We start from the raw sequence: 18861 nt of genomic DNA, 5'->3' as shown, positions 1-18861 counted from the left end.
TGGCCCGGCAAAGTAGTCTTGTTTGGTGACTACTCCCACCGCACCCCAAACTTCCCAGAAGCCGGTGCTGGTTGTTGACTACGGTGCCCAGTACGCGCAGCTGATTGCCCGCCGCGTCCGCGAAGCAAATGTGTATTCGGAAATTGTTCCGCACACCTTCACCACCGAGCAGCTTCTGGCCAAGAACCCGGCAGCCATTATCCTCTCCGGCGGACCTTCCAGCGTGTACGCCGAAGGTGCTCCGCGCGTAGGAGCAGACCTCTTCGAAGCCGGCGTGCCCGTTTTTGGCATCTGCTACGGCTTCCAGGCCATGGCCAACGCTCTGGGCGGAAAGGTGGCCCAGACCGGCCTCCGGGAATATGGTGCCACCGAAGCACTGGTGGTCGGCGATGCCCGCTCCATCCTTGACGGAGTGCCTTCGGCGCAGAACACCTGGATGAGCCACGGCGACTCAGTCCACGAGGCCCCGGAGGGCTTCGAGGTCCTGGCGACCACGGCGGGTGCCCCGGTTGCCGCTTTCGCCAACGACGAAAGGCGCCTCTACGGTGTGCAGTGGCACCCCGAGGTAAAGCACTCCGTGCACGGCCAGCACGTCCTGGAAAACTTCCTTTTCAAGGGCGCAGGCTTGAGCCCCAACTGGACAACCGGCAACATCCTCGAAGAGCAGGTGGAGCGGATCCGCCGGCAGATCGGCGATTCCAAGGTCATTTGCGGCCTTTCGGGCGGCGTTGACTCCGCCGTTGCCGCCGCCCTCGTCCAGCGGGCCGTGGGGGACCAGCTGACGTGCGTATTCGTCGACCACGGACTGCTCCGCGAAGGTGAGGCAGAGCAGGTCGAGCGGGATTTCGTCGCCGCAACGGGTGTCAACCTGTACGTAGCCAACGAGCAAGAGCGCTTCCTGTCGGCCTTGGCCGGTGTCAGCGACCCCGAGACCAAGCGCAAGATCATTGGCCGGGAATTCATCCGCGCCTTCGAGGAAGCAGAGCGGGCCATCATCGCCCAGGCCGCTGCCGAGGGCGAGAAGATCAAGTTCCTGGTCCAAGGCACGCTGTACCCTGACGTCGTCGAGTCCGGCGGCGGCGAGGGTGCTGCCAACATCAAGAGCCACCACAACGTGGGTGGCCTCCCCGAGGACCTGCAGTTCGAACTTGTGGAGCCGCTGCGCGCACTCTTCAAGGACGAGGTTCGTGCCGTGGGCGCCCAGCTCGGCCTGCCGCAGGAAATTGTCGGCCGCCAGCCCTTCCCCGGCCCGGGCCTTGGTATCCGCATCGTCGGTGAAGTCACCAAGGAACGCCTGGATCTGTTGCGCAAGGCCGACGCCATCGCCCGCGCCGAACTGACGGCCGCAGGTTTGGACAACGACGTCTGGCAGATGCCGGTTGTCCTCCTTGCTGACGTCCGGAGCGTCGGTGTCCAAGGCGACGGACGTACCTACGGCCACCCCATCGTCCTGCGCCCCGTGTCCTCCGAGGACGCCATGACGGCAGACTGGTCCAGGTTGCCGTACGACCTCCTGGCCCGTATCTCCAACCGCATCACCAATGAGGTGGACGGTGTGAACCGCGTAGTGCTGGACGTCACCAGCAAGCCACCGGGAACCATCGAGTGGGAATAACAGCATGAGTGGCCGGCCTCCTGAGGGAGGCCGGCCACTGTGCTTTCCAGCTTGTGAAATGACGGCGAATTTTGCGCGGAACAGTGTTGCGGAGCGGGCTGGAGGCGTATTCCGGCTACCCTCGAAAGTATGCCGGTATGGTCCAAGGCGTCTAAAGCTAGTACAGAAAAGAAGGCAGCAGTTGTGTCAGTAGGTCAAAGTCACGAAGAGGGCTCCGAAGAGCTTCGGAAATGGCTGTCCGGACTCAAGCCCGTCACCGGGGCGGACACGATGCTGCGTTTCGTCAAGACGCCCGAAGGCGCTATCGACCTGAGCAACGCCCACCCCTCGGGACTGGCACAGCTGCTCGCAGGCCGCAAAACACGGCTATCCACACTGATCCGCGATCGCCAGCAGTACCTTGTGGCTGCGCGGGCAGCGCGGAACATCCGCTCCAAGATCTTTGAGCTCAGCAACGACCGCGGTATCGAGGCCGGATATTTGTCTGCCGGCACGGTGGTGTGGACCTCCGCCGTTGGAGGCAAACCACAGCGCGTTTCCGCCCCCGTCATGCTGACGTCCATCGTCCTGACTGTTCGTCCGGGAGAGGACGACTTCGAGCTGCAGCTAACCGAGCAAGCACGCATCAACCCGGCTCTCGTGCGCCACCTGAAGACGGTGCATGGCATCGTGTTTGACGTCAATGCCGTTGCACGCATGGCCTACAACACTGCGCGGCTTGATCCCCAGCCCGTCCTTGACCGTTTGGCTACCTTGGTTCAACCGATCCATGGAGCAGAGGTGGAGTTCAACCTGCTGGTGACCACGCTGGCCGATCTTTCCGGGAACCTGGACGATCCGTGGATCAACATGAACAACCCGATCGTGGCGGCGTTGGCAACCGCAGCAAACGGCGGGGACGTCGAGCCTGAAACCATCAAGGCGGGGCGTTTCCCCAGCCTGGACGAACGTGATCCTGCGGACGAGCTCCTTCTGCTGGATGCCGACACGGACCAACAGTACGTGGTGGACGCCGTTCGGGCCGGTGATTCGCTCGTCGTCAGCACTCCACCCGGTAGCGGCCAGACGCAGACGGCGATCAATGCCATCGGCACGCTGGTGAACGAGGGCAAGTCCGTCCTGGTTGTGGGGGACCGGCAGTCCAGCCTCGCAGGGCTGTCGTCCCATCTGGAGTCGTTGGGCCTGGATTCCATGCTGTTCCGTCCGGGCAACGGCACAACTCCGCAGCAGCTCAAAGGCCAGTTGGTTCGTGCCATCATGCGCAACGAGAAGGCCCTGGAACCACAGCTCGGCAATCTGCACCAGACACTCACAGGCCACCGGCATGCGCTCATGGACCACGTGGCCTCGCTCCACAACGTCCGCGAGCGTTGGGGTTGCTCGCCGTATCAGGCGATGCAATCCTTGGCGGAGCTCACCTCCATCCATCCGGCTCCGTCCACTACGGTGCGCCTGAAGCGCAGTGTGCTGGACAACATCAAGGACCGGGAGGAGCTGGCCGGACGGTTGCGCCGCGCAGCCGAACTGGGCAGCTTCAGCCGTGCCTCGACGTCGAGCCCCTGGTATGGGGCCCGACTCGTGACCCGCAAGGAGACCGAAGAAGCACAGCAGCTTGCCCGCACGGCAGAGGAAAAGCTCCCCAAGCTGCGGGAACGCATGAAGCAGCTTTCCGACCATGCCGAGATCCGGCTGGGTGAGACCTTCACCGAATGGGGCGCCCAGCTTGAACTGCTGATCGCGGTGCGGGAGAGCCTGGACAAGTTTACTCCCGACATTTTCGACAGGCCGGTCCACGATCTCATTTCTGCTACTGCCAGCTCCGCGTGGAGGCGGGAACGCAACTTGGAGATGCCTTCCATGCAGCGCTCCCGATTGCGCCGCGTGGCCAAGGAATACGTACGGCCCGGTGTCCACATCGCCGACCTTCACAGCTCCCTTGTCCTTGTGCAGGAGCAGCGTGCCCTGTGGGCAGGCTACGCCACCACGCAGCGGCACCCGGCCGTACCTTCGGGACTTGCGGACCTTGGTGCCGCGTACCGTGAGCTGGACGGGGAGTTGAAGCGGCTGGGCGAAGCCCTGAAGCACACCCCCGCGGGCGGCTCGCTGCACGACACGCCGTACCTGGAGCTGATGGAACGGCTGGAACGACTCGTCGCGGACACAGCCACCCTGGAGACCCTTCCGGAGCGAACTCTCCTTATCGAGGAGATGCGGGAGCATGGCCTCGGGGAGCTCCTTGCCGACCTTGCTGCCCGTGAAGTTCCGGCCTCATCCGTTGCAGCTGAGCTGGACCTCGCTTGGTGGCAGTCCGCACTGGAAGCCATGATCAGCGGCGACGATTACCTTGCCATGTCCGATGGCGATTCCCTCCGCAGGCTGGAGGCTGAATACCGCTTGGCGGATCAGGCCCATATAGCCAGTGGTGCTGCCCGGTTGCGGTGGCAATTGGCGGGCAAATGGCGCCAAGGGATCGTGGAGCATCCGCGGCAGGCAGAGTTGCTCCGGGCCTTGCTTAAGGACGGGCGGGTCACGCTGCCGGCCTTAAGTGCGCAGGCCCCCGATCTCGTGCCGCTGCTGGTACCGGTGTGGTCGGTCAGCCCGTACCTGCTGACGGGTGTCCTGCCCGCGGAACAGAAGTTCGACGCCGTCGTCATCATCGACGCCGAATCGACGTCCCTCCAAGCCGTGCTTCCGGCCATTGCCCGGGCGAAGCAGGTTGTTGCCTTCGGCGATGCCAAGATCGCAAATGCCCGTACTTTTAGTGTTGCAGTTGAACCTCCTGTGGCGGGAGTGGCCAGCCACGAGACGGTGGACAGTGCGTTCAAAGCGCTTGCCCGTGTCCTGCCGACGTGGCAACTCAACTGGGTCTACCGGGCCGTTGACGAGGACCTTGTCCTGCAGTTGAGCAAGAACTATTACGACGGTGGGCTTCGCCGCCTGCCCGACGGCAGTTCCGTTACTGGGCTGGACCGGTCGATTCTGGTGGAGTACATCCCGGATGGCACAGGACTGCCGGGTGCGGACCACGAGGGCGTTGAGTCGGTGACCGCAGAGGTCAACCGCGTGGTGGATCTCGTGTTTGAACACGCCCGTTTGCGCCCGCGCACGTCGCTTGCCGTTGTCACTGCAAGCCTGCGTCACGCAGCCCGTATTGGTGAAGCGATCAGGCTTCAGTTGCCGAACCACCCGCTGTTGTCCGCTTTCTTCGGGGCCGGGCCGGAGTCCTTCCGGGTCGTGGACCTCGAACGGGCCCACGGCCTGGTACGGGACCATGTCATCTTTTCGCTCGGCTACGGCCGCACGCCCCATGGCCGGGCCTTGCATTCCTTTGGGCCGTTGTCGGCCGAGGGGGGACGCAACCGCTTTGCCTTGGCCATGACCCGGGCCCGCCGATCCCTGCACGTGCTGACCTGCTTCCGTCCTGAGGACCTGGACTTGGACCGGCTGGCCCATGGCGCGGTGGACTTCCATGAGTTGCTGGACAGGGAGCTCTCCGGGAACAGCAACCTCGGAACTCCGGCCTCCCGGGCTGTCGCGAGTGAACAGGCACTGGGCGAGGACCCCTTGGTGGCTGACCTTGGGGAGCGCCTGCGCGCAAGGGGTGCCCGGGTGTGGCACCTGTATGACGGCGTGTTGGATATCGCCGCCGCCGCCGACCCGGTCCACACCATCGGCAGGGAGGGTGCCGAGGTGCCCACCCCCGTAGCCATTGAGTCCGACGGGACTGAACGCTACCGGCGGATGAGCGTCCGCGAACGGAGCCGCCTGCGCCCGCAACTGCTGGAGCGCATGGGCTGGAGGTATATGTCGCTCTGGACCATTGAGGTCTTCACGGATCCTTCTTCGTGCGCTGACCGCATCGGCTCGTATTTGGGACTTGAGAACCATGTTTCCCAGGCCGTCCCCGTCACGGAGCATGGCTTCCTGGACATGGATCTTGAACAATTGAACCTGGACAACGCACAGTCCTCCTATGGCCGCTCCTCCGCCTCTGGAGTCAGTGGCAGGGTTCCCCAGAAGGAAGAAACCGGGAAAGAAGTACCAGTGAACGAGCAAGAAGCCGGTAAAGAGCCCGACGCCGAAGAAGTTGGTGCTGAAGCCAAGGAGAACGCTGACAAGGCCGCAGTAGCCAAGCCCGCAGCGTCGAGGCCGAACTCCGGAGGCATCCTGCCTACCAAGGCCGCTGAGGACGATCCGAAGCGATGGAACGACGAGGATGGCTACGACCATGAACAGTGGTTGAAGGAGCAGAAGCCCCCGCACTGGGGTTAAGCCGCACTGAGTCCTAGTGCCCGGCACTACGGATTCACCAGCACGAAGAAAAGCTTGCCCTGCGTTGACGCACCGGCAAGCTTTTCTGCTTGTTGAGGGTCTGCTGCCACGACCACGAGCCCTTCGGTATCGCTGGTGCCCAGCCACTGGCCGGCTTGACCTCCTCGGACTGAGGTCCACAGAACGGGGACGGGCCCGGCGAGGACCTCGCTGCCCCTGGCATCGTCGAACGCTTCGGTGGCAGTGAGGATCACGGTGACCAGCTGGCCAGGGGAGAGGAGCTGTATGGAGGAGGGGTCTGCCATGCGAAGGGGAACAGCAGCGGACCCGGCGGGCGCACCCGTGAGAAGGCCCGGGCCCAGGAGATTTGCCTCGGTGGGGACTTGTCCCTTGGCGAGCGGAGAGGCGAGTTGGCGGCCTGCCAGCAGCGCGGGATCCGTCAAAGCTCCGGAGACAGCGAAGTCCGTTGGCACGCCCACGCTGGTGAAGTCCGCCGGTGTAATGCTGGTTCCCGCTGCGAGGTCACGGGCGGCGACGAGGACGCTGGTGCGCTGTTCCGATGCGGGCGTCAATTGTTGTACTGCGATGCCGGTGGCCACGCAGAGGAGCAAGGCAACTGTCAGCCGACGATTCCGCGATAGCCAGGAACTGAGTCGTCGACGAGGGGAGTAAGACGAGCGGCGACTCTTTGGATAACCGCGCCCGGCCCGGGCGTCGGGAACTCCCGGTGCGCGAAGCGCGCCGTTGGTGCGGGAAGTAAAAGGCCCGCGGAGGGACAGTCTGGAACCGGATGGCGTTTGTGGCATGTCGCCACGCTAACCACCGGCCCCGGCCGCTCGACAGCGGCCGGTTGCCCTATGTGGATAACGGGGGGATTAGCTGGCTGCTGCTGCCGGGGCAGGCGTTGCTGCGGGCGCTGGCGTTGCTGCGGCGGGCGAGGCAGCGGCCGCCGGAGTCGCGGAAACGGTGCTGCCCTTCGAGTCACGCGAATCAGTGCGGTAGAAGCCCGAGCCCTTGAAAACCACGCCAACGCTGTTGAACTTCTTGCGCAGCGCTCCGTTGCATTCCGGGCACTCCGTCAGGGAGCTGTCAGAGAAGGACTGGACGATGTCAAAGGCATGGTCACAGTCTTTGCAGGCGTATGCGTATGTGGGCACTGATTTCCTCCTTTAGAACAAGGTTCAGGTCCTGTGCAGCGTGTCCGGAGCTTTCCCGGTTTAGCAGTCGCAGGGCCTGAGTGCTAATTCTATCATCCGTGCACTTAGGATCCGCCACCCAGTTGGACGATCCCCGAGGGCGTCAGCGCGGCCGGCACGGGACGATCGAAAGCCTCGGCGGGGATGGTTCCGGAAGGCAACACATCGTCGTCGTACACCACCGCAATGGTGGGCGGACGCCCGCCGGAAGAATCAAGGCCCGCGAGGAGGCGGTCGTAATATCCGCCGCCTTGTCCGATGCGGTTGCCATCACGGTCCACAGCCGTGGCGGGCATGAAGATCCCTGCTGCACCGGCTACCACCGCATCATCCAGGCGTTCCCCTTCAGGTTCGTCGATGGGGGCAAAGTCGGAACGGACAAAGGCCGTTTCCGGCGTCCAGTAGACCCAGCTGAGGCGGCGCCCCGCTTCACAGACAGGAAGCAGGATCCGGTGGCCCGCGTCATGCAGCGCGGCGATGAGCGGCCTGGTGGGCGGTTCGTGGGCCACTCCAACGTAGATGGCAAATGTCGCAGGGGATCCTCCGGATACTTTCGCAGCCCACTCCGTGCCGTGGCGGGCAATCAAGTTACCGGCCTCTTCCAGTTGTTCAGCGGCGAGACCCCGCCGGTAGAGGCGGCGACTGCTTCGGATGTCGTCCTTCGATGCCATTTTCGTCCGATCCTTATGGTTCGCTGTGTGCCGGGGAGTCGCGGAGAGCCACTCCTTGGAGGGTGCATTCCGCATCCTGGTCCGGCGGGGTTTTACCGGTTGGTGTGTTCCTTCCGTTACATTAGTCCGGTGACTCTCGATAACAATGCTGTCCGTAAGGCCGTCATCCCCGCAGCGGGTCTTGGTACCAGGTTCCTCCCCGCCACGAAGGCGATGCCGAAGGAAATGCTGCCCGTGGTTGACAAGCCAGCCATCCAGTACGTCGTCGAGGAAGCGGTCAAGGTTGGCCTTCACGACGTCCTGATGATCACCGGGCGAAGCAAGCGCGCCCTGGAAGACCACTTCGACCGTGTGCCGGCGCTGGAAGCGACCTTGGCTGAAAAGGGCGACACGTCCAAGCTCGAGGCCATTCAGTCCGCCACCAACCTGGGCGATATCCATTACGTTCGCCAGGGCGATCCCAACGGATTGGGGCACGCCGTGTTGCGTGCCAAGCAGCACGTTGGCCACGAACCCTTCGCCGTCCTGCTGGGTGATGACCTCATCGACCCGAAGGACGACCTGCTTAGCGAGATGATCGCCGTCCAACAGAAGACCGGCGGATCCGTCGTGGCGCTCATCGAGGTGGAGCCCTCCAAGATCAGCGCCTACGGTTGCGCCGACGTCGAGGAACACAACGAAGACGGCTACGTCCGAATCAAGCAGCTTGTCGAGAAGCCCTCCGTGGAGGAAGCTCCGTCCAACCTTGCCGTCATCGGCCGTTATGTGCTGCACCCGGCAGTGTTCGATGTCCTGGAGAAGACAGCTCCGGGCCGCGGCGGAGAAATCCAGTTGACGGACGCCCTTGAGGTCCTGGCCCGCGGTGAAGGCGAAGGTTACGGCGTTTACGGCGTGGTCTTCCGGGGCCGCCGTTACGACACCGGCGACAAGCTCAGCTACCTCAAGGCCTGCATCGAGCTGGCCTGCGAACGCGATGACCTTGGCCCGGAACTCCGCGAATGGCTGCCAAGCTTCACTGCTGATCTGCCCAAGTAACTCTCGCATGTACGGCTCTGCGATCTGGCCGGTAACGCTGGAAAGCGGAGACCTCGTGCTCCGGCCAATCCGTTACCGCGACAAGCGGGAATGGTCCGAGGTTCGTTCGCGGAACAGTGAATGGCTGGCACCTTGGGAAGCGTCCAACCCTGCCCCGGGCGGACGCCTGCCCAGTTACCGGCAAATGGTCGCATCTCTCAATGAACAAGCCCGGCAGTCCACGGCACTGCCGTTCCTCATCACAGAGTGGACGCCCGGGTTCCGCGAACCGCAGATCGTGGGCCAGTTGACGGTCTCATCCATCGTGTGGGGCTCAGCCATGATGGCCACGCTTGGCTACTGGGTGGACAAGGATCGCGCCGGCCGCGGCATCGCCCCCACAGCTGTAGCCATGGCAACGGATCACTGCTTCCGGACACTGGGGCTGCACAGAATGGAGATCAACATCCGCCCCGAGAACGCGCCGAGCCTGCGTGTGGTGGAAAAGCTTGGATTCCGTGACGAGGGCTACCGCCAACGGTACTTGCACATCAACGGGGAATGGGCCGATCACAGGTCATTCGCGATTACGTCCGAGGAAGTGCCGCAGGGCCTTCTGGAGGGTTGGCTCAGAGGACGAACGGGCAGGTCATAGGCCCTTTTGGGCTGTAACTCCAATCATTTGAGGACTCGCCGGCGACACACCGTGGACAATGCCGCAGCACCTGACGATTTGCTTCTACGGTTTTGAATGTGGACTTCCCTCTCAGCAGCTCAGTGGTACTCGTTGTCACTGTCGCGCTCTGGATGGTGTGGGTCGCTCCGTATGTCCTCAGGAACAGGCGGCAGCAAGTCCAAACGGCCACTGTGCCGGCGGAAGCAATCGAGGACGAACCAGACGAAACGCAGGCAGGGGTGGTATTGACTTTGGCACCTCAGCAGGAGAAACCGATGGAGACCATGCACAGCAAAGCACAGGCGTCGCCCCAGGAATCCCGCGTGGCTGAGTCGTCGTCCAACAACCCGCCCGTCACCCCTTTCACCATCCGTTATGCCCGCTTTACGTTGGCGTTGTCCGGCCTGGCCCTGCTGTTGACTGCACTCATTTCGGGCGTGCTGTGCCTTTTTGGCATTGGTTCCTTTTGGCTCCCGCTGGTCTCAACCGTGGGCGCGGTACTTGCCGTCGTGACCCTGCGCAGGCTTGCCCTTCGCGATCTTCGCGAACGTCGTGCGCGCCGTGCCGCCCAAGCGGCGCCCATCCCGACGCCCGCAAGGTACTTGCCGAAGGAAGTCCCCGCTGAGTCCAAGCAAACCAAGGTTTTCGACGCCGAAGCCGGCAACCGTGAGGCCGCCCGGCTTTCTGCCGTGGAACTCCGCCAAGCCGCTTTGGCGGTGGCACTTGCCGCTGGTGACAAGTCGGCGGAAGCTGCTGCGGATTGCCGGGGCGAAAGCTGGGAGCCGGTGGAAGTTCCCAAGCCCACCTATGTTGCTGCTCCCAAAGCGCCTCGACCGGCTCCGGAGCCCTTGGACCTCCCGGAGGCACCAAAGCCGGTAGGCAAGCCCGTCCTCAAGCAGAATGCCGAACAGGCCGAAGCCGCGGGAACTGCGCAGGTGCGCGCCGCTGCCAAGGTTCCCAGTGCCCTCAGCAACTTGGATGATGTCCTCCAGCGCCGCCGGGCTTAACCGCAAGTGACCAGACTCTGCGTAGCTGGCGGCACTGGCCAGGTTGGTCGCGAAGTTGTCCGGTTGGCGCTCGACGCCGGACATTCAGTTTCCGTCGTGAGTCGCCACGTGCCGCCTGCCGGTACTGACAAACACCACGACGGCGCCACGTACTTCGAGGGCGACGTCACCACAGGCTTCGGTGTGGCGTCCGCGGTGGCGGGCACCGACGTCGTGATTGATTGCTTTGAGGGGCAGTTCGGCAAGGCCCGCAAGAACTTTGCCGACGGCGGCGCGCGGCTGCTTGCCGCGGCTCACCAAGCCGAAGTACGCAAGGCTGTTGTCTTGTCGATCATCAATTGCGACCGGAGTACCTACTCCTTCTACGTTTCCAAGGCGGACAAGGAGCGCGTCTACGCGGCATCCGACCTGGAAACTGTGGTTGTTCGTGCAACACAGTTCCATTCCCTTCTGGACATGATGTTTTCCGCGGGAGCCAAGGTGGGGTTGGTCCCGGCGTTCAAGGACGCTGGATACCAGTCGATCTCACCCACGGACGTTGCCCGGGCAGTGCTTGACGTCGCGTTGGAAGAGCCTTCAATTGAGCGCCACCGGGTGCTGACGGTCGGTGGTCCTGAGATTCGGGGCATGAAGGACATGGCTGTGTCGTGGAAGGCGATAACAGGCGCACGCGGCAGGGTGGTGGAGTTCCCGTTGCCCGGAGCCATGGGTCGCTACCTCCGTGCCGGCCACAACCTGGTCCCGGAGCAAACGTACGGCACGGAGACGTTCGTGTCGTGGTTGGAAAAGCGCCGCGAAACTTTATAGCCTAGGGACACTGGCCGCGCGGGAACGCCTGGTCCAGGGGCTATAGCTCAGTTGGTAGAGCGCTTCGTTCGCATCGAAGAGGTCAGGAGTTCGAATCTCCTTAGCTCCACAGGCGGGGAGAAACGCCTCCACCAGGAACTGGAGAGAGTGCATGTCCCACGTTCGACGCTTCGACCATGTTGGCATCACGGTTGCCGATCTTGACCAAGCCATCGACTTCTTTGTGAGCCTGGGGCTCGAAATCGAGGGCCGGATGTCAATGGAGGGCGAGTTCGTCGACACCGTCATTGGCATCCCGGATTCACGCAGCGAGATCGCGACACTCCGGGCGCCCGACGGTGGTGCCGGTATTGAGTTGTCGAGCTTCAGCCGGCCCGGGCACCAGGCGGGGTCTCCTGCGGCCATGTCCACGGAATTGGGAATCCGCAACGTAGCCTTCGAGGTTCATGACCTGGATGCCGCGCTCGAACGGGTGGCGGCGGACGGCTACGGCCTGGTTGGCGGGGTTGGTCAATACGAAGACATCTGGCGGATGGCCTACGTACGCGGTCCGGAAGGAATCATCGTGGCACTCGCCCAGCGAACGGGTTAGTCCATCGTAGAATTTCCCTGTGACTGAGAGCCCCGCACACAGGCCCGGAAACCCGACACGGTTCACCGGCCCCCTCTTGGTCGGCGTCATGCCGGGCCAGAATCGCATCGTGGTTGAGCGGGCTGCGCAGTTAGCCCTCAGTGCAGGGCTGCCGCTGGTCTGTGCGTTTGTGGACGTGACGGTGTACCCCGTGGACGGAACTACCGGCGGGCCGGCCGCGCCCATCGATCCTGATGCCCTGGACGGGGAGGCCCAGGAGATTCCGCGGGACCTGATCGCCGCGATCACGTCCCAGCTGGCCGGCACAAACGTGGACTGGTCCATGGTGTCCCTGGCCGGGGAGCCCGCACGTGCGCTCGCCCACGAAGCCGGGCGGATCAACGCCTCGATGATCGTGGTAGGCACCCGGGGGCGCAGGCTGGGGTCGGCCATCAAGGAGTTGACGGCGGGTTCCGTGGCGAAGCATCTCTTTCATCGTCAGGATCGCCCGGTACTGGTGGTGCCCGTGGAACCGCGGATCCCGGATGACGATGACGAGGACTGACACAGGCCGTCCTGTTCATGTCCGGTGGTTTTTCATCGGGACCGTGGCTGCCGGGGGTGTCTTCGGAGCCTTCGCGCGTTATGGCTTGGGGCTTGTGATCCCCGCACCTAATGCCTGGCCGCTGCCCACCCTGGTGGTCAACCTTTCCGGCGCGTTTGCGCTTGGCGCCTTACTGGAGGCCCTTTCCCGCAGGGGACCCGACGCCGGTCGTCGTCAAATCCTGCGGCTTGCGTTGGGTACGGGCTTCCTGGGCGCGTACACCACATACAGCACACTGGCCCTTGACGCGGTCCACCTCTTCATGGCGGGTGCGTCGATGGAAGCGGCCGGATATTTGGCCGCCAGCCTCTTCGGTGGTGCCGCGGCCACTACGGCGGGGATCTGGCTGGGAGCCTGGCTCCACAGGCGAGGGTCATGACGGTCCTCTTGTTGTCCTTGGCCGGGGGAGCAGGGGCCGCTGCCAGGTTCATCGTGGATGGATTGGTCCGGACCCGCCTGCGCACTGCGTTGCCGTGGGGGACGATCCTTATCAACGTTTCGGGGTCCTTGATTCTGGGCTTCCTGGCCGGTTTGGTGATGAACGGCCAGGCCCCTGGATCCCTCCAGCTGATCCTGGGGACCGGCTTCCTGGGCGGCTACACGACGTTCAGCACAGCAAGCCTGGAGACCATCAGGCTTGTGCAAAGCCGCAGGACGTGGCTGGCGCTGGTCAACGGCTTCGGGTCCTTGGCGGCAAGCGTGGGGGCAGCAGCGGCGGGCCTTTGCATGGCTTTGCTGTTGGCTTAAAGGGAGGCCGAGCGAGTGGCGTTGCCCAGCGGTAGGATCAGTGCCATGGCTAAGAAGACTTTCAATGAGCTGTTGTCCGCCCAGGTCGCCAACGAGTTTGCGGCCTCCCAGCAATACATCGCAGTCGCCGTGTATTTTGACGGCCAGGACCTGCCACAGTTGGCCCGCCATTTTTATCGCCAGTCCCTGGAAGAGCGTAACCACGCCATGATGATGGTCCAGTACATGCTGGACCGGAACGTGCACGTGGAGATCCCGGGCATCGGGCCGGTCCGCAACAACTTCACGAACGCCAAGGAGCCCATAGCCTTGGCGTTGGAGCAGGAGAAGGAAGTCACCAGGAACATTGAGGACATGTTCCGTGCTGCCCGCGCAGAGGGCGACGCCCTGGGTGAGCAGTTCATGTTGTGGTTCCTGAAGGAACAGGTGGAGGAAGTTGCCTCCATGACCACGCTCCTCAACATCACCGAACGTGCCGAGAACCTGTTCGACGTCGAAAACTACGTTGCCCGTGAGACTGTGGGCGACAGCGGACACGACTCGAGTGCTCCTTCGGCAGCCGGTGGCGCCATCTAGGGAACCCTCACAGCAGGTGCAAGGGGCCGTTGGAAGGTCAGCTTCCAGCGGCCCCTTCGCTCGCCAGGGGCTCGTCGTAGGCTGACCGCTGCAACAAGGACAACCGGCTGGCGATGCGGGCAAGATCGACGGGCAGGACGCTCCCGGTATCGACATCCCAGTCGAGGGGGCCTTCACCGATCAGGAACAGGGTGGTGTCTTGGTCGTAGAGCACGTCCACGGCGTTGCTGAAGCGCTGCCAGGCGGGCGCCAGTGCCGGGTCCTGGATGGAAGGCGATGGAACGTCGTCTATGACCCAAGTTGTGAAATTGTCCGCCAGGGCAAGGAAGTCGGCAGTGGATGTCAGTCCGCCGCAGAGCTCGGCGAAACCGACCCACAACACCTCGGGGTCCGCGTTCTTGACCACGATCGGCTGTGTCGTCGGCGTGAGCACCCGGCTTTGGGAGGCCGCAGGGCGGAACAGTCCCAGGCGGCCCAATTGATGCGGGGTCCCGGGCGTGATGATGCGCCCCGAACTGAACGCTGCGGACTGTCCGCGGGGACCGGTTCCGTTCGCCGGAAACCTCCTGAAGTCCGCCGGGCCGTTGATCTCCACAATGTCCATCATCTCTTTGATCGCCTCGATGGTGGGGACAAAGTGGTCATGCCAGAGTGGATTGGGCAGGAGCTCATCCGGGGCGTAGTTGGATGTCACCACCAGCGGGATGCGCCGTTGTGCGGCCGACCTCAGCAACCGGGCGATCAACATGCCGTCGCCGACGTCGTGGACATGGAATTCGTCGAAGAACAGGACATCGATGTCCGCCAAGAGGGCATCCACCGACTTCTGTATGGCTGTCCCGTCCGCCGTGGCTGCGGCATGTGTGCCGCCGTGAAGCTTGCGGAAGAAATCGTGGAAGTGAACCCGCCTTTTGCGGGCATGCAACCGGGCATAAAAGCTGTCCATAAGCCAGGTCTTGCCTCGTCCTACCGGACCGTGGAGGTAGATGCTTCGCGGCGCCTTGCGGGGCAACGCACGACGACGGTTCGTGACTTCCGCGCCGAACGAGGCCAAGCGCAGGGCTGCGTCGTGCTGGCTGGGCGCAAGCTCGAAACCCGACTGTCCGGCGTCGTGGGTGATGCCTTCGGTGAGCGAGAGGACGGTGCTGCGCCCGTTCCTGGCACGCGGCTTCAAGGCAGGCGTCACAACCAGCCCTTGCGCTTGAAGATCAGGTACATGACCAAGGCGACACCGAACATCAGGCCTACTGCCAGCGGATAGCCCAACTCCCAATGCAGCTCAGGCATATGGTCGAAGTTCATGCCGTAGATCCCTGCCACGAAGGAGGGAGCGAACAATATGGCGGCCCAGGAGGAAATCTTCTTGACCTGTTCGTTCTGGGCTGCGCTGGCCTCGTTTTGGCGGTTCGCGGTCAGCGTTCCGTCAAGGGTAAGGGCGTTCTGCAGGAGGTCACGGAAGGAGTTTGCCCGTGAGATGACGCGTTGGACGTGGTCCTCCACATCCCTTAGGGAACGTTGGAGTTCGATGTCGACGCCATATTTTTCAAAGCCCCTTTCCAGCAGGGCCATGATGTCCGGAAGCGGATGGATGGCCCGCTGGAACTGGATGACCTCGCGTGCCAGTTCATAGATGCGGCGGGATACTGTGGTGTCGCCGCTGAAGAGCTGGTCCTCGATTTCGTCGATGTCATTTTCCAGCCCGGCAATCACGGGTGCGTAGTCGTCCACCACTTGGTCCAGGAGGGCATACAGCACGGCTTCGGGCCCGTGCCGCAAGAGGTCCGGGCGTTCTTCAAGGCGTCGGCGCACGCGCGCCACCCCGCCGGTTTCCGCGTGCCGGATGGTCACCACGAAGTTGGGTCCGGTGAAAATATGCAGCTCGCCGAACTCCACGGTTTCGGTCTCGTCCACATACCTCGCCGGCCGAAGGACGGTGAAGAGGTTGTTGTCGTAGCGTTCGATCTTGGGCCGCTGATGGGCCGACACCGCGTCCTCTACTGCCAGTTCGTGGAGCTCGAACTCATGGGCAACGGCGGCCATCTCGTCCCGCGTGGGCCTGTATAGCCCGATCCAGGCCATGCCGCCGTGCTCCGCCAGGGTTTCGAAGGTCTGCTCGAGGCTGTGCGGGGTTGCAGTGCGGACACCGTCAACGTAGACGGCGTTATCGATGATGGTCACGAATGAACGCTACTGCATGGCTCCGATGATCGCGCCCGCGATCGTCATGGCTACGATGTCGTGGCCGGAGTCGATAACGGTGACGGCCGAGGGACGTCCGGCGAATCCATTGTGGATGACATGGCCTCCTGCCCGGAAGACAAGGGCCACGATGAGGGCGAAGAAGGCACCACCGAAGAACGTGTTGATGTCCAAAGCACTAAGAAGGACTGCCAGGAGGATGCTGGTCAACGCTGATGCCAGCATCATGGGAAGCCAGATGCCCGCGCCGCCCTCGATGTTCTTGAGGTCGTCCTCGGTTTTGCCGATGGCCTGCATCCACCTGCGTCCCAGGACGGCGGGCATGTACCAGACGAAACCGACCACCATGCTGGACACGAAAGCCAGGAGTACGGCGAGCCAGTTGATCTGTGCGAAGTGTGAGAGCCAGTCCATGGTCAAAATCCTAGCCGCGTTATGGTGCGCAACCCCTTGTTCAGGCCTTCACGGCTGCCGCGTGTTGGCTGCTCCGGCCAGTCTTTCCATCAACGGCTCCGTCCGGTAGGGGATATGCGTGTGAAGTGCCAGTACGGTCTCCGTCCGGATCACGCCTTTTGTTCGTAGCACCGACCTCAGCGCAGACTGCAGGTTGTGGGTGTCGGTAGCCACTACGCGGCACCACAAATCGCCGCGTCCGGAGATTTCGTGGACCTCGAGCACTTGGGGGATGAGGCGCAGGGCGCCGATGACGCCGTCGAGTTCACGGTGGGTGACCTCAATGGTGACGAAGGCGACGACGTCGTACCCCACCTTTTCAAGATCAACTTCACGCCCGGCTGCTTGGAGCACACCTGAGCGGAGGAGCCTTTTGAGCCGGCTTTGAGCTGTGTTGCGGGCGATGCCCAGGACGTCGCTCAGTTCGGCGATCTGGATCCTTGGTTCCTTGATGAGTTCCAGCAGGATCTTCAGGTCCATCGGGTCCAGCGAATTCAAATGGTCACTCCAGATCAGGATCAGGTAATTACTTTGACTATTTTGCTCAAGTCTCCCACGTTGCGACTTCTTTCAGCGCAGCCTTGGTGCATTCTGTTGCCACCGAATACACGGCCGTAAAGCGCATCCCACAAGGACAAAGCCACAGGCCACTGAAGCAAGGGCAAGCATATGACTGTCATCAGCGAACTCCGCATGCGTCCGGCGACAGCCGGGCGCCGGGGTTGGGACGCCTCCACTACGGCCCGGCTGGTCCTTGCCGGCGCCGTCATCTTCACCTTGCTGGTCGGGGCCAATCTTGCGACCCCGCTCTACCCCTTGCTGCAGGCCAGGCTGGGAATGTCTTCGCTGGGTGTGTCCGTCGTTTTCTCGAGCTACGTCCTTGCCCTCGTTGCCGTGCTCATGGTGGCGGGTCACTGGTCGGACCACATTGGCCGGCGGGCGGCGCTGGTGCTCGCCGTCCTCGTCGGCTTGCTGGGTGGTGTGATATTCGCGAATGCGGACAGCCTTGCTGTTCTGTCCTTTGGCCGTGCCCTTCAAGGCGTAGCTGTTGGACTTGCCACCGGAGCAAGTGCCGCTGCGCTGCGTGAGCTGCTGCCGCAGAGGCCTGATTGGGCGTCCCGGTTCACGCTGCTTTCCTCGGCCGGAGGCGTGGCTGCCGGTCCCGCGATCGGCGGCCTCCTTTCACTGTTGCCGGATCCGACGCGTATGCCCTACTACGTGCATTCCGGGGTGTTGCTGGCTGCACTTGTTCCACTGTGGCTGCTCAAGGCCAGGCCGGCTATCGCGCCTTCAGAAGGCAGGCCGGCCCTGAAGGTCCTGGCCCCGAGGAAGCCTGCGATTTCACGTGACGCCCGCGGTTCTTTCTGGATGGCGTCGTCTGTCGGTTTCCTCAGTTTCGCGGTCTTCGGGTTCTGCCTGTCCTTGGCCCCGGGCTTCTTTGCCACGGTGGTCCCTGTGGATTCGCGGCCCTTCATCGGTGTACTGGCCGGGCTGACGCTGGGCAGCTCAGCCTTGAGCCAACTGGTGGCTGTCCGCGGCCGGCACGTTGTTGCGGTGGCCCTGACGGTCCTGGGCATCTCGGTGGCGCTGGTGGGAGCGGCCGCGGCGTGGTCCAACCCCTGGCTCCTGGCGGTAGCAAGCATCACGGCCGGTGCCGGGCAGGGCATCGCCTTCCGCCATGTGTTCAATGACGTGGCTGGAAGGGTGGAGCCTGCGCGTCACGCCCAAGTGATCAGCACTGTCTACGTCATCACCTACCTGGGGAGCGCGGTTCCAGTGGTGGGGCTGGGACTGGCAGTCTCGGCACTGGGCCAGCAGGCCGCCGTCGTGGGTTTTACCGCCCTGTGCGCCTTGGCGGCACTGGGGCTTGCGGCAGTGTCCCTTCGAGGTTTCAGCCGCTGATGGACGGGTTGCTCCTGAAACCAGGTGCGGCTTACTCGGGGAGAGGGCCGCGGTTGCCGGGGATGTGCTGGAAGACCATGGTGGTCTCGGTGTGGCCAACCACTGGGTCCGTGGCCAGGTTGTCGAGCAGCCAGTTGCGGAGGTCGTCGGTGTTGGCCACTGCGATGTGGAGCAGGTAGTCCACCGAACCTGTGGTGTGGAAGGTGGAAATCACAGCCGGCAGCTTGGGCACGCGTGCTGTGAAGCGGTCTATCTGGTCGCGGTCGTGGGCGCGGAGGCGGACGGCGATGAGCGCTTGCACGGAACGGCCGATCGCGGGGAGGCTCAAGACGGCTTCGAAGCCCTCGATGATTCCCCGTTCGGAGAGGGCACGCGTCCGCATGAGAGCGGTGGAAGGCGCGATGCCCACCAGTTCAGCCAATTGCTTGTTGGAGATGCGGGCATCTTCCACCAGCGCGGCGAGGATCCGCTCATCGATTGCGTCCAGTGGCTCGGCATTGCCGGAGTTCTGCCGAATATTCTTCGCTGGGGTGCTCACGGATCCTCCTGAA

General features: G+C 63.3%; 20 protein-coding genes and 1 tRNA gene. 13 read left to right on the top strand and 8 right to left on the bottom strand.

The features are described from left to right. Window positions 1-25 precede the first annotated feature (25 nt). Both guaA and AB0N65_RS07590 read left to right on the top strand, forming a co-directional pair. Window positions 26-1615: a glutamine-hydrolyzing GMP synthase gene (guaA, locus tag AB0N65_RS07595; RefSeq protein WP_364159762.1), complete on the top strand. Its 1590-nt coding sequence runs from the start codon at window positions 26-28 to the stop codon at window positions 1613-1615. Window positions 1616-1744: 129 nt separating this feature from the next. After that, a complete protein-coding gene (locus AB0N65_RS07590) occupies window positions 1745-5887 on the top strand; it encodes a DUF4011 domain-containing protein (protein WP_364159760.1) in 4143 nt (1380 codons plus the stop codon). A gap of 26 nt (window positions 5888-5913) precedes the next feature. On the opposite strand, the gene cpaB is transcribed toward AB0N65_RS07590, so the two are convergent. The 3 genes from cpaB to AB0N65_RS07575 all read right to left on the bottom strand — a co-directional run bounded on the left by cpaB (window position 5914) and on the right by AB0N65_RS07575 (window position 7829). Further along, a complete protein-coding gene (gene cpaB, locus AB0N65_RS07585) occupies window positions 5914-6693 on the bottom strand; it encodes a Flp pilus assembly protein CpaB (protein ID WP_364159758.1) in 780 nt (259 codons plus the stop codon). Window positions 6694-6762: 69 nt separating this feature from the next. Further along, on the bottom strand, window positions 6763-7044 hold the full coding sequence (locus tag AB0N65_RS07580; RefSeq protein WP_364159756.1) for an FmdB family zinc ribbon protein: 282 nt from the start codon (window positions 7042-7044) through the stop codon (window positions 6763-6765). Window positions 7045-7148: 104 nt separating this feature from the next. Beyond that, window positions 7149-7829, bottom strand: a complete 681-nt coding sequence (locus AB0N65_RS07575) for a 5-formyltetrahydrofolate cyclo-ligase (RefSeq protein ID WP_364159754.1) — start codon at window positions 7827-7829, stop codon at window positions 7149-7151. A gap of 54 nt (window positions 7830-7883) precedes the next feature. Here AB0N65_RS07575 and galU point away from each other — a divergent pair, with 54 nt between their 5' ends. The 10 genes from galU to AB0N65_RS07525 all read left to right on the top strand — a co-directional run bounded on the left by galU (window position 7884) and on the right by AB0N65_RS07525 (window position 13756). Further along, window positions 7884-8789 (top strand): UTP--glucose-1-phosphate uridylyltransferase GalU, encoded by a 906-nt coding sequence (gene galU, locus AB0N65_RS07570; protein ID WP_364159752.1) that lies wholly within the window; start codon window positions 7884-7886, stop codon window positions 8787-8789. Between the two features lie 7 nt (window positions 8790-8796). Next, complete coding sequence (locus tag AB0N65_RS07565) at window positions 8797-9423, top strand: GNAT family protein (protein WP_364159750.1); 627 nt, start codon at window positions 8797-8799, stop codon at window positions 9421-9423. 152 nt (window positions 9424-9575) lie between these two features. After that, the gene (locus AB0N65_RS07560) at window positions 9576-10451 is read left to right on the top strand and encodes a hypothetical protein (RefSeq protein WP_364159999.1); all 876 of its coding nucleotides are present in this window, start codon (window positions 9576-9578) and stop codon (window positions 10449-10451) included. 6 nt (window positions 10452-10457) lie between these two features. Further along, window positions 10458-11258, top strand: a complete 801-nt coding sequence (locus AB0N65_RS07555) for an NAD(P)H-binding protein (RefSeq protein ID WP_364159748.1) — start codon at window positions 10458-10460, stop codon at window positions 11256-11258. A gap of 36 nt (window positions 11259-11294) precedes the next feature. After that, window positions 11295-11367: transfer RNA gene (locus AB0N65_RS07550), tRNA-Ala, on the top strand. Between the two features lie 42 nt (window positions 11368-11409). Further along, complete coding sequence (locus tag AB0N65_RS07545) at window positions 11410-11850, top strand: VOC family protein (protein ID WP_364159746.1); 441 nt, start codon at window positions 11410-11412, stop codon at window positions 11848-11850. 19 nt (window positions 11851-11869) lie between these two features. Next, window positions 11870-12394: a universal stress protein gene (locus AB0N65_RS07540; RefSeq protein ID WP_364159744.1), complete on the top strand. Its 525-nt coding sequence runs from the start codon at window positions 11870-11872 to the stop codon at window positions 12392-12394. Next, window positions 12381-12812: a CrcB family protein gene (locus AB0N65_RS07535; RefSeq protein WP_364159742.1), complete on the top strand. Its 432-nt coding sequence runs from the start codon at window positions 12381-12383 to the stop codon at window positions 12810-12812. Before AB0N65_RS07540 ends, AB0N65_RS07535 begins: the two co-directional genes overlap by 14 nt. Beyond that, complete coding sequence (crcB, locus tag AB0N65_RS07530) at window positions 12809-13180, top strand: fluoride efflux transporter CrcB (protein ID WP_364159740.1); 372 nt, start codon at window positions 12809-12811, stop codon at window positions 13178-13180. Before AB0N65_RS07535 ends, crcB begins: the two co-directional genes overlap by 4 nt. Before the next feature lie 45 nt (window positions 13181-13225). Further along, window positions 13226-13756 carry a ferritin gene (locus AB0N65_RS07525; RefSeq protein WP_364159738.1) on the top strand — a complete coding sequence of 177 codons (531 nt, stop codon included), beginning with the start codon at window positions 13226-13228 and terminating at the stop codon, window positions 13754-13756. 37 nt (window positions 13757-13793) lie between these two features. Here AB0N65_RS07525 and zapE read toward each other — a convergent pair whose 3' ends face one another. From zapE to AB0N65_RS07505, 4 genes are read right to left on the bottom strand one after another with little or no spacing between them, the layout of a single operon-like run. Beyond that, window positions 13794-14942: a cell division protein ZapE gene (zapE, locus tag AB0N65_RS07520; protein WP_364159736.1), complete on the bottom strand. Its 1149-nt coding sequence runs from the start codon at window positions 14940-14942 to the stop codon at window positions 13794-13796. Next, window positions 14939-15934 (bottom strand): magnesium/cobalt transporter CorA, encoded by a 996-nt coding sequence (corA, locus tag AB0N65_RS07515; protein ID WP_364159734.1) that lies wholly within the window; start codon window positions 15932-15934, stop codon window positions 14939-14941. The genes zapE and corA overlap by 4 nt, the downstream gene beginning before the upstream one ends. Window positions 15935-15943: 9 nt before the next feature. Further along, entirely contained in the window at window positions 15944-16369 is a 426-nt protein-coding gene (locus AB0N65_RS07510) for a DUF1761 domain-containing protein (RefSeq protein WP_364159732.1), read from the bottom strand. A gap of 48 nt (window positions 16370-16417) precedes the next feature. Beyond that, window positions 16418-16906 carry an Lrp/AsnC family transcriptional regulator gene (locus AB0N65_RS07505; protein WP_364159730.1) on the bottom strand — a complete coding sequence of 163 codons (489 nt, stop codon included), beginning with the start codon at window positions 16904-16906 and terminating at the stop codon, window positions 16418-16420. A 171-nt stretch (window positions 16907-17077) separates the two neighbouring features. On the opposite strand from AB0N65_RS07505, the gene AB0N65_RS07500 reads away from it, so the two are divergent. Beyond that, window positions 17078-18310, top strand: coding sequence for an MFS transporter (locus AB0N65_RS07500; RefSeq protein ID WP_364159728.1), 1233 nt, complete (start codon window positions 17078-17080; stop codon window positions 18308-18310). A gap of 31 nt (window positions 18311-18341) precedes the next feature. Here the strand turns inward: AB0N65_RS07500 and AB0N65_RS07495 are convergent, their stop codons facing one another. Continuing rightward, window positions 18342-18848, bottom strand: a complete 507-nt coding sequence (locus tag AB0N65_RS07495; RefSeq protein ID WP_364159726.1) for an Lrp/AsnC family transcriptional regulator — start codon at window positions 18846-18848, stop codon at window positions 18342-18344. Window positions 18849-18861 lie beyond the last annotated feature (13 nt).

The sequence above is a fragment of the Paenarthrobacter sp. NPDC089322 genome (assembly GCF_040684895.1).
Lineage (GTDB): Bacteria > Actinomycetota > Actinomycetes > Actinomycetales > Micrococcaceae > Arthrobacter.
This window is presented reverse-complemented; position numbering and strand designations above follow the sequence as displayed.

Excerpts from the sequence above, each read along its gene's own strand:
- AB0N65_RS07510 (WP_364159732.1), bottom strand. The coding sequence starts at position 16,369 with ATGGACTGGCTCTCACACTTCGCACAGATCAACTGGCTCGCCGTACTC.
- AB0N65_RS07560 (WP_364159999.1), top strand. The coding sequence starts at position 9,576 with ATGGTGTGGGTCGCTCCGTATGTCCTCAGGAACAGGCGGCAGCAAGTC.
- AB0N65_RS07590 (WP_364159760.1), top strand. The coding sequence starts at position 1,745 with ATGCCGGTATGGTCCAAGGCGTCTAAAGCTAGTACAGAAAAGAAGGCA.
- crcB (WP_364159740.1), top strand. The coding sequence starts at position 12,809 with ATGACGGTCCTCTTGTTGTCCTTGGCCGGGGGAGCAGGGGCCGCTGCC.
- cpaB (WP_364159758.1), bottom strand. The coding sequence starts at position 6,693 with ATGCCACAAACGCCATCCGGTTCCAGACTGTCCCTCCGCGGGCCTTTT.
- AB0N65_RS07535 (WP_364159742.1), top strand. The coding sequence starts at position 12,381 with ATGACGAGGACTGACACAGGCCGTCCTGTTCATGTCCGGTGGTTTTTC.
- AB0N65_RS07565 (WP_364159750.1), top strand. The coding sequence starts at position 8,797 with ATGTACGGCTCTGCGATCTGGCCGGTAACGCTGGAAAGCGGAGACCTC.
- AB0N65_RS07500 (WP_364159728.1), top strand. The coding sequence starts at position 17,078 with ATGACTGTCATCAGCGAACTCCGCATGCGTCCGGCGACAGCCGGGCGC.
- AB0N65_RS07525 (WP_364159738.1), top strand. The coding sequence starts at position 13,226 with ATGGCTAAGAAGACTTTCAATGAGCTGTTGTCCGCCCAGGTCGCCAAC.
- AB0N65_RS07575 (WP_364159754.1), bottom strand. The coding sequence starts at position 7,829 with ATGCGGAATGCACCCTCCAAGGAGTGGCTCTCCGCGACTCCCCGGCAC.
- AB0N65_RS07545 (WP_364159746.1), top strand. The coding sequence starts at position 11,410 with ATGTCCCACGTTCGACGCTTCGACCATGTTGGCATCACGGTTGCCGAT.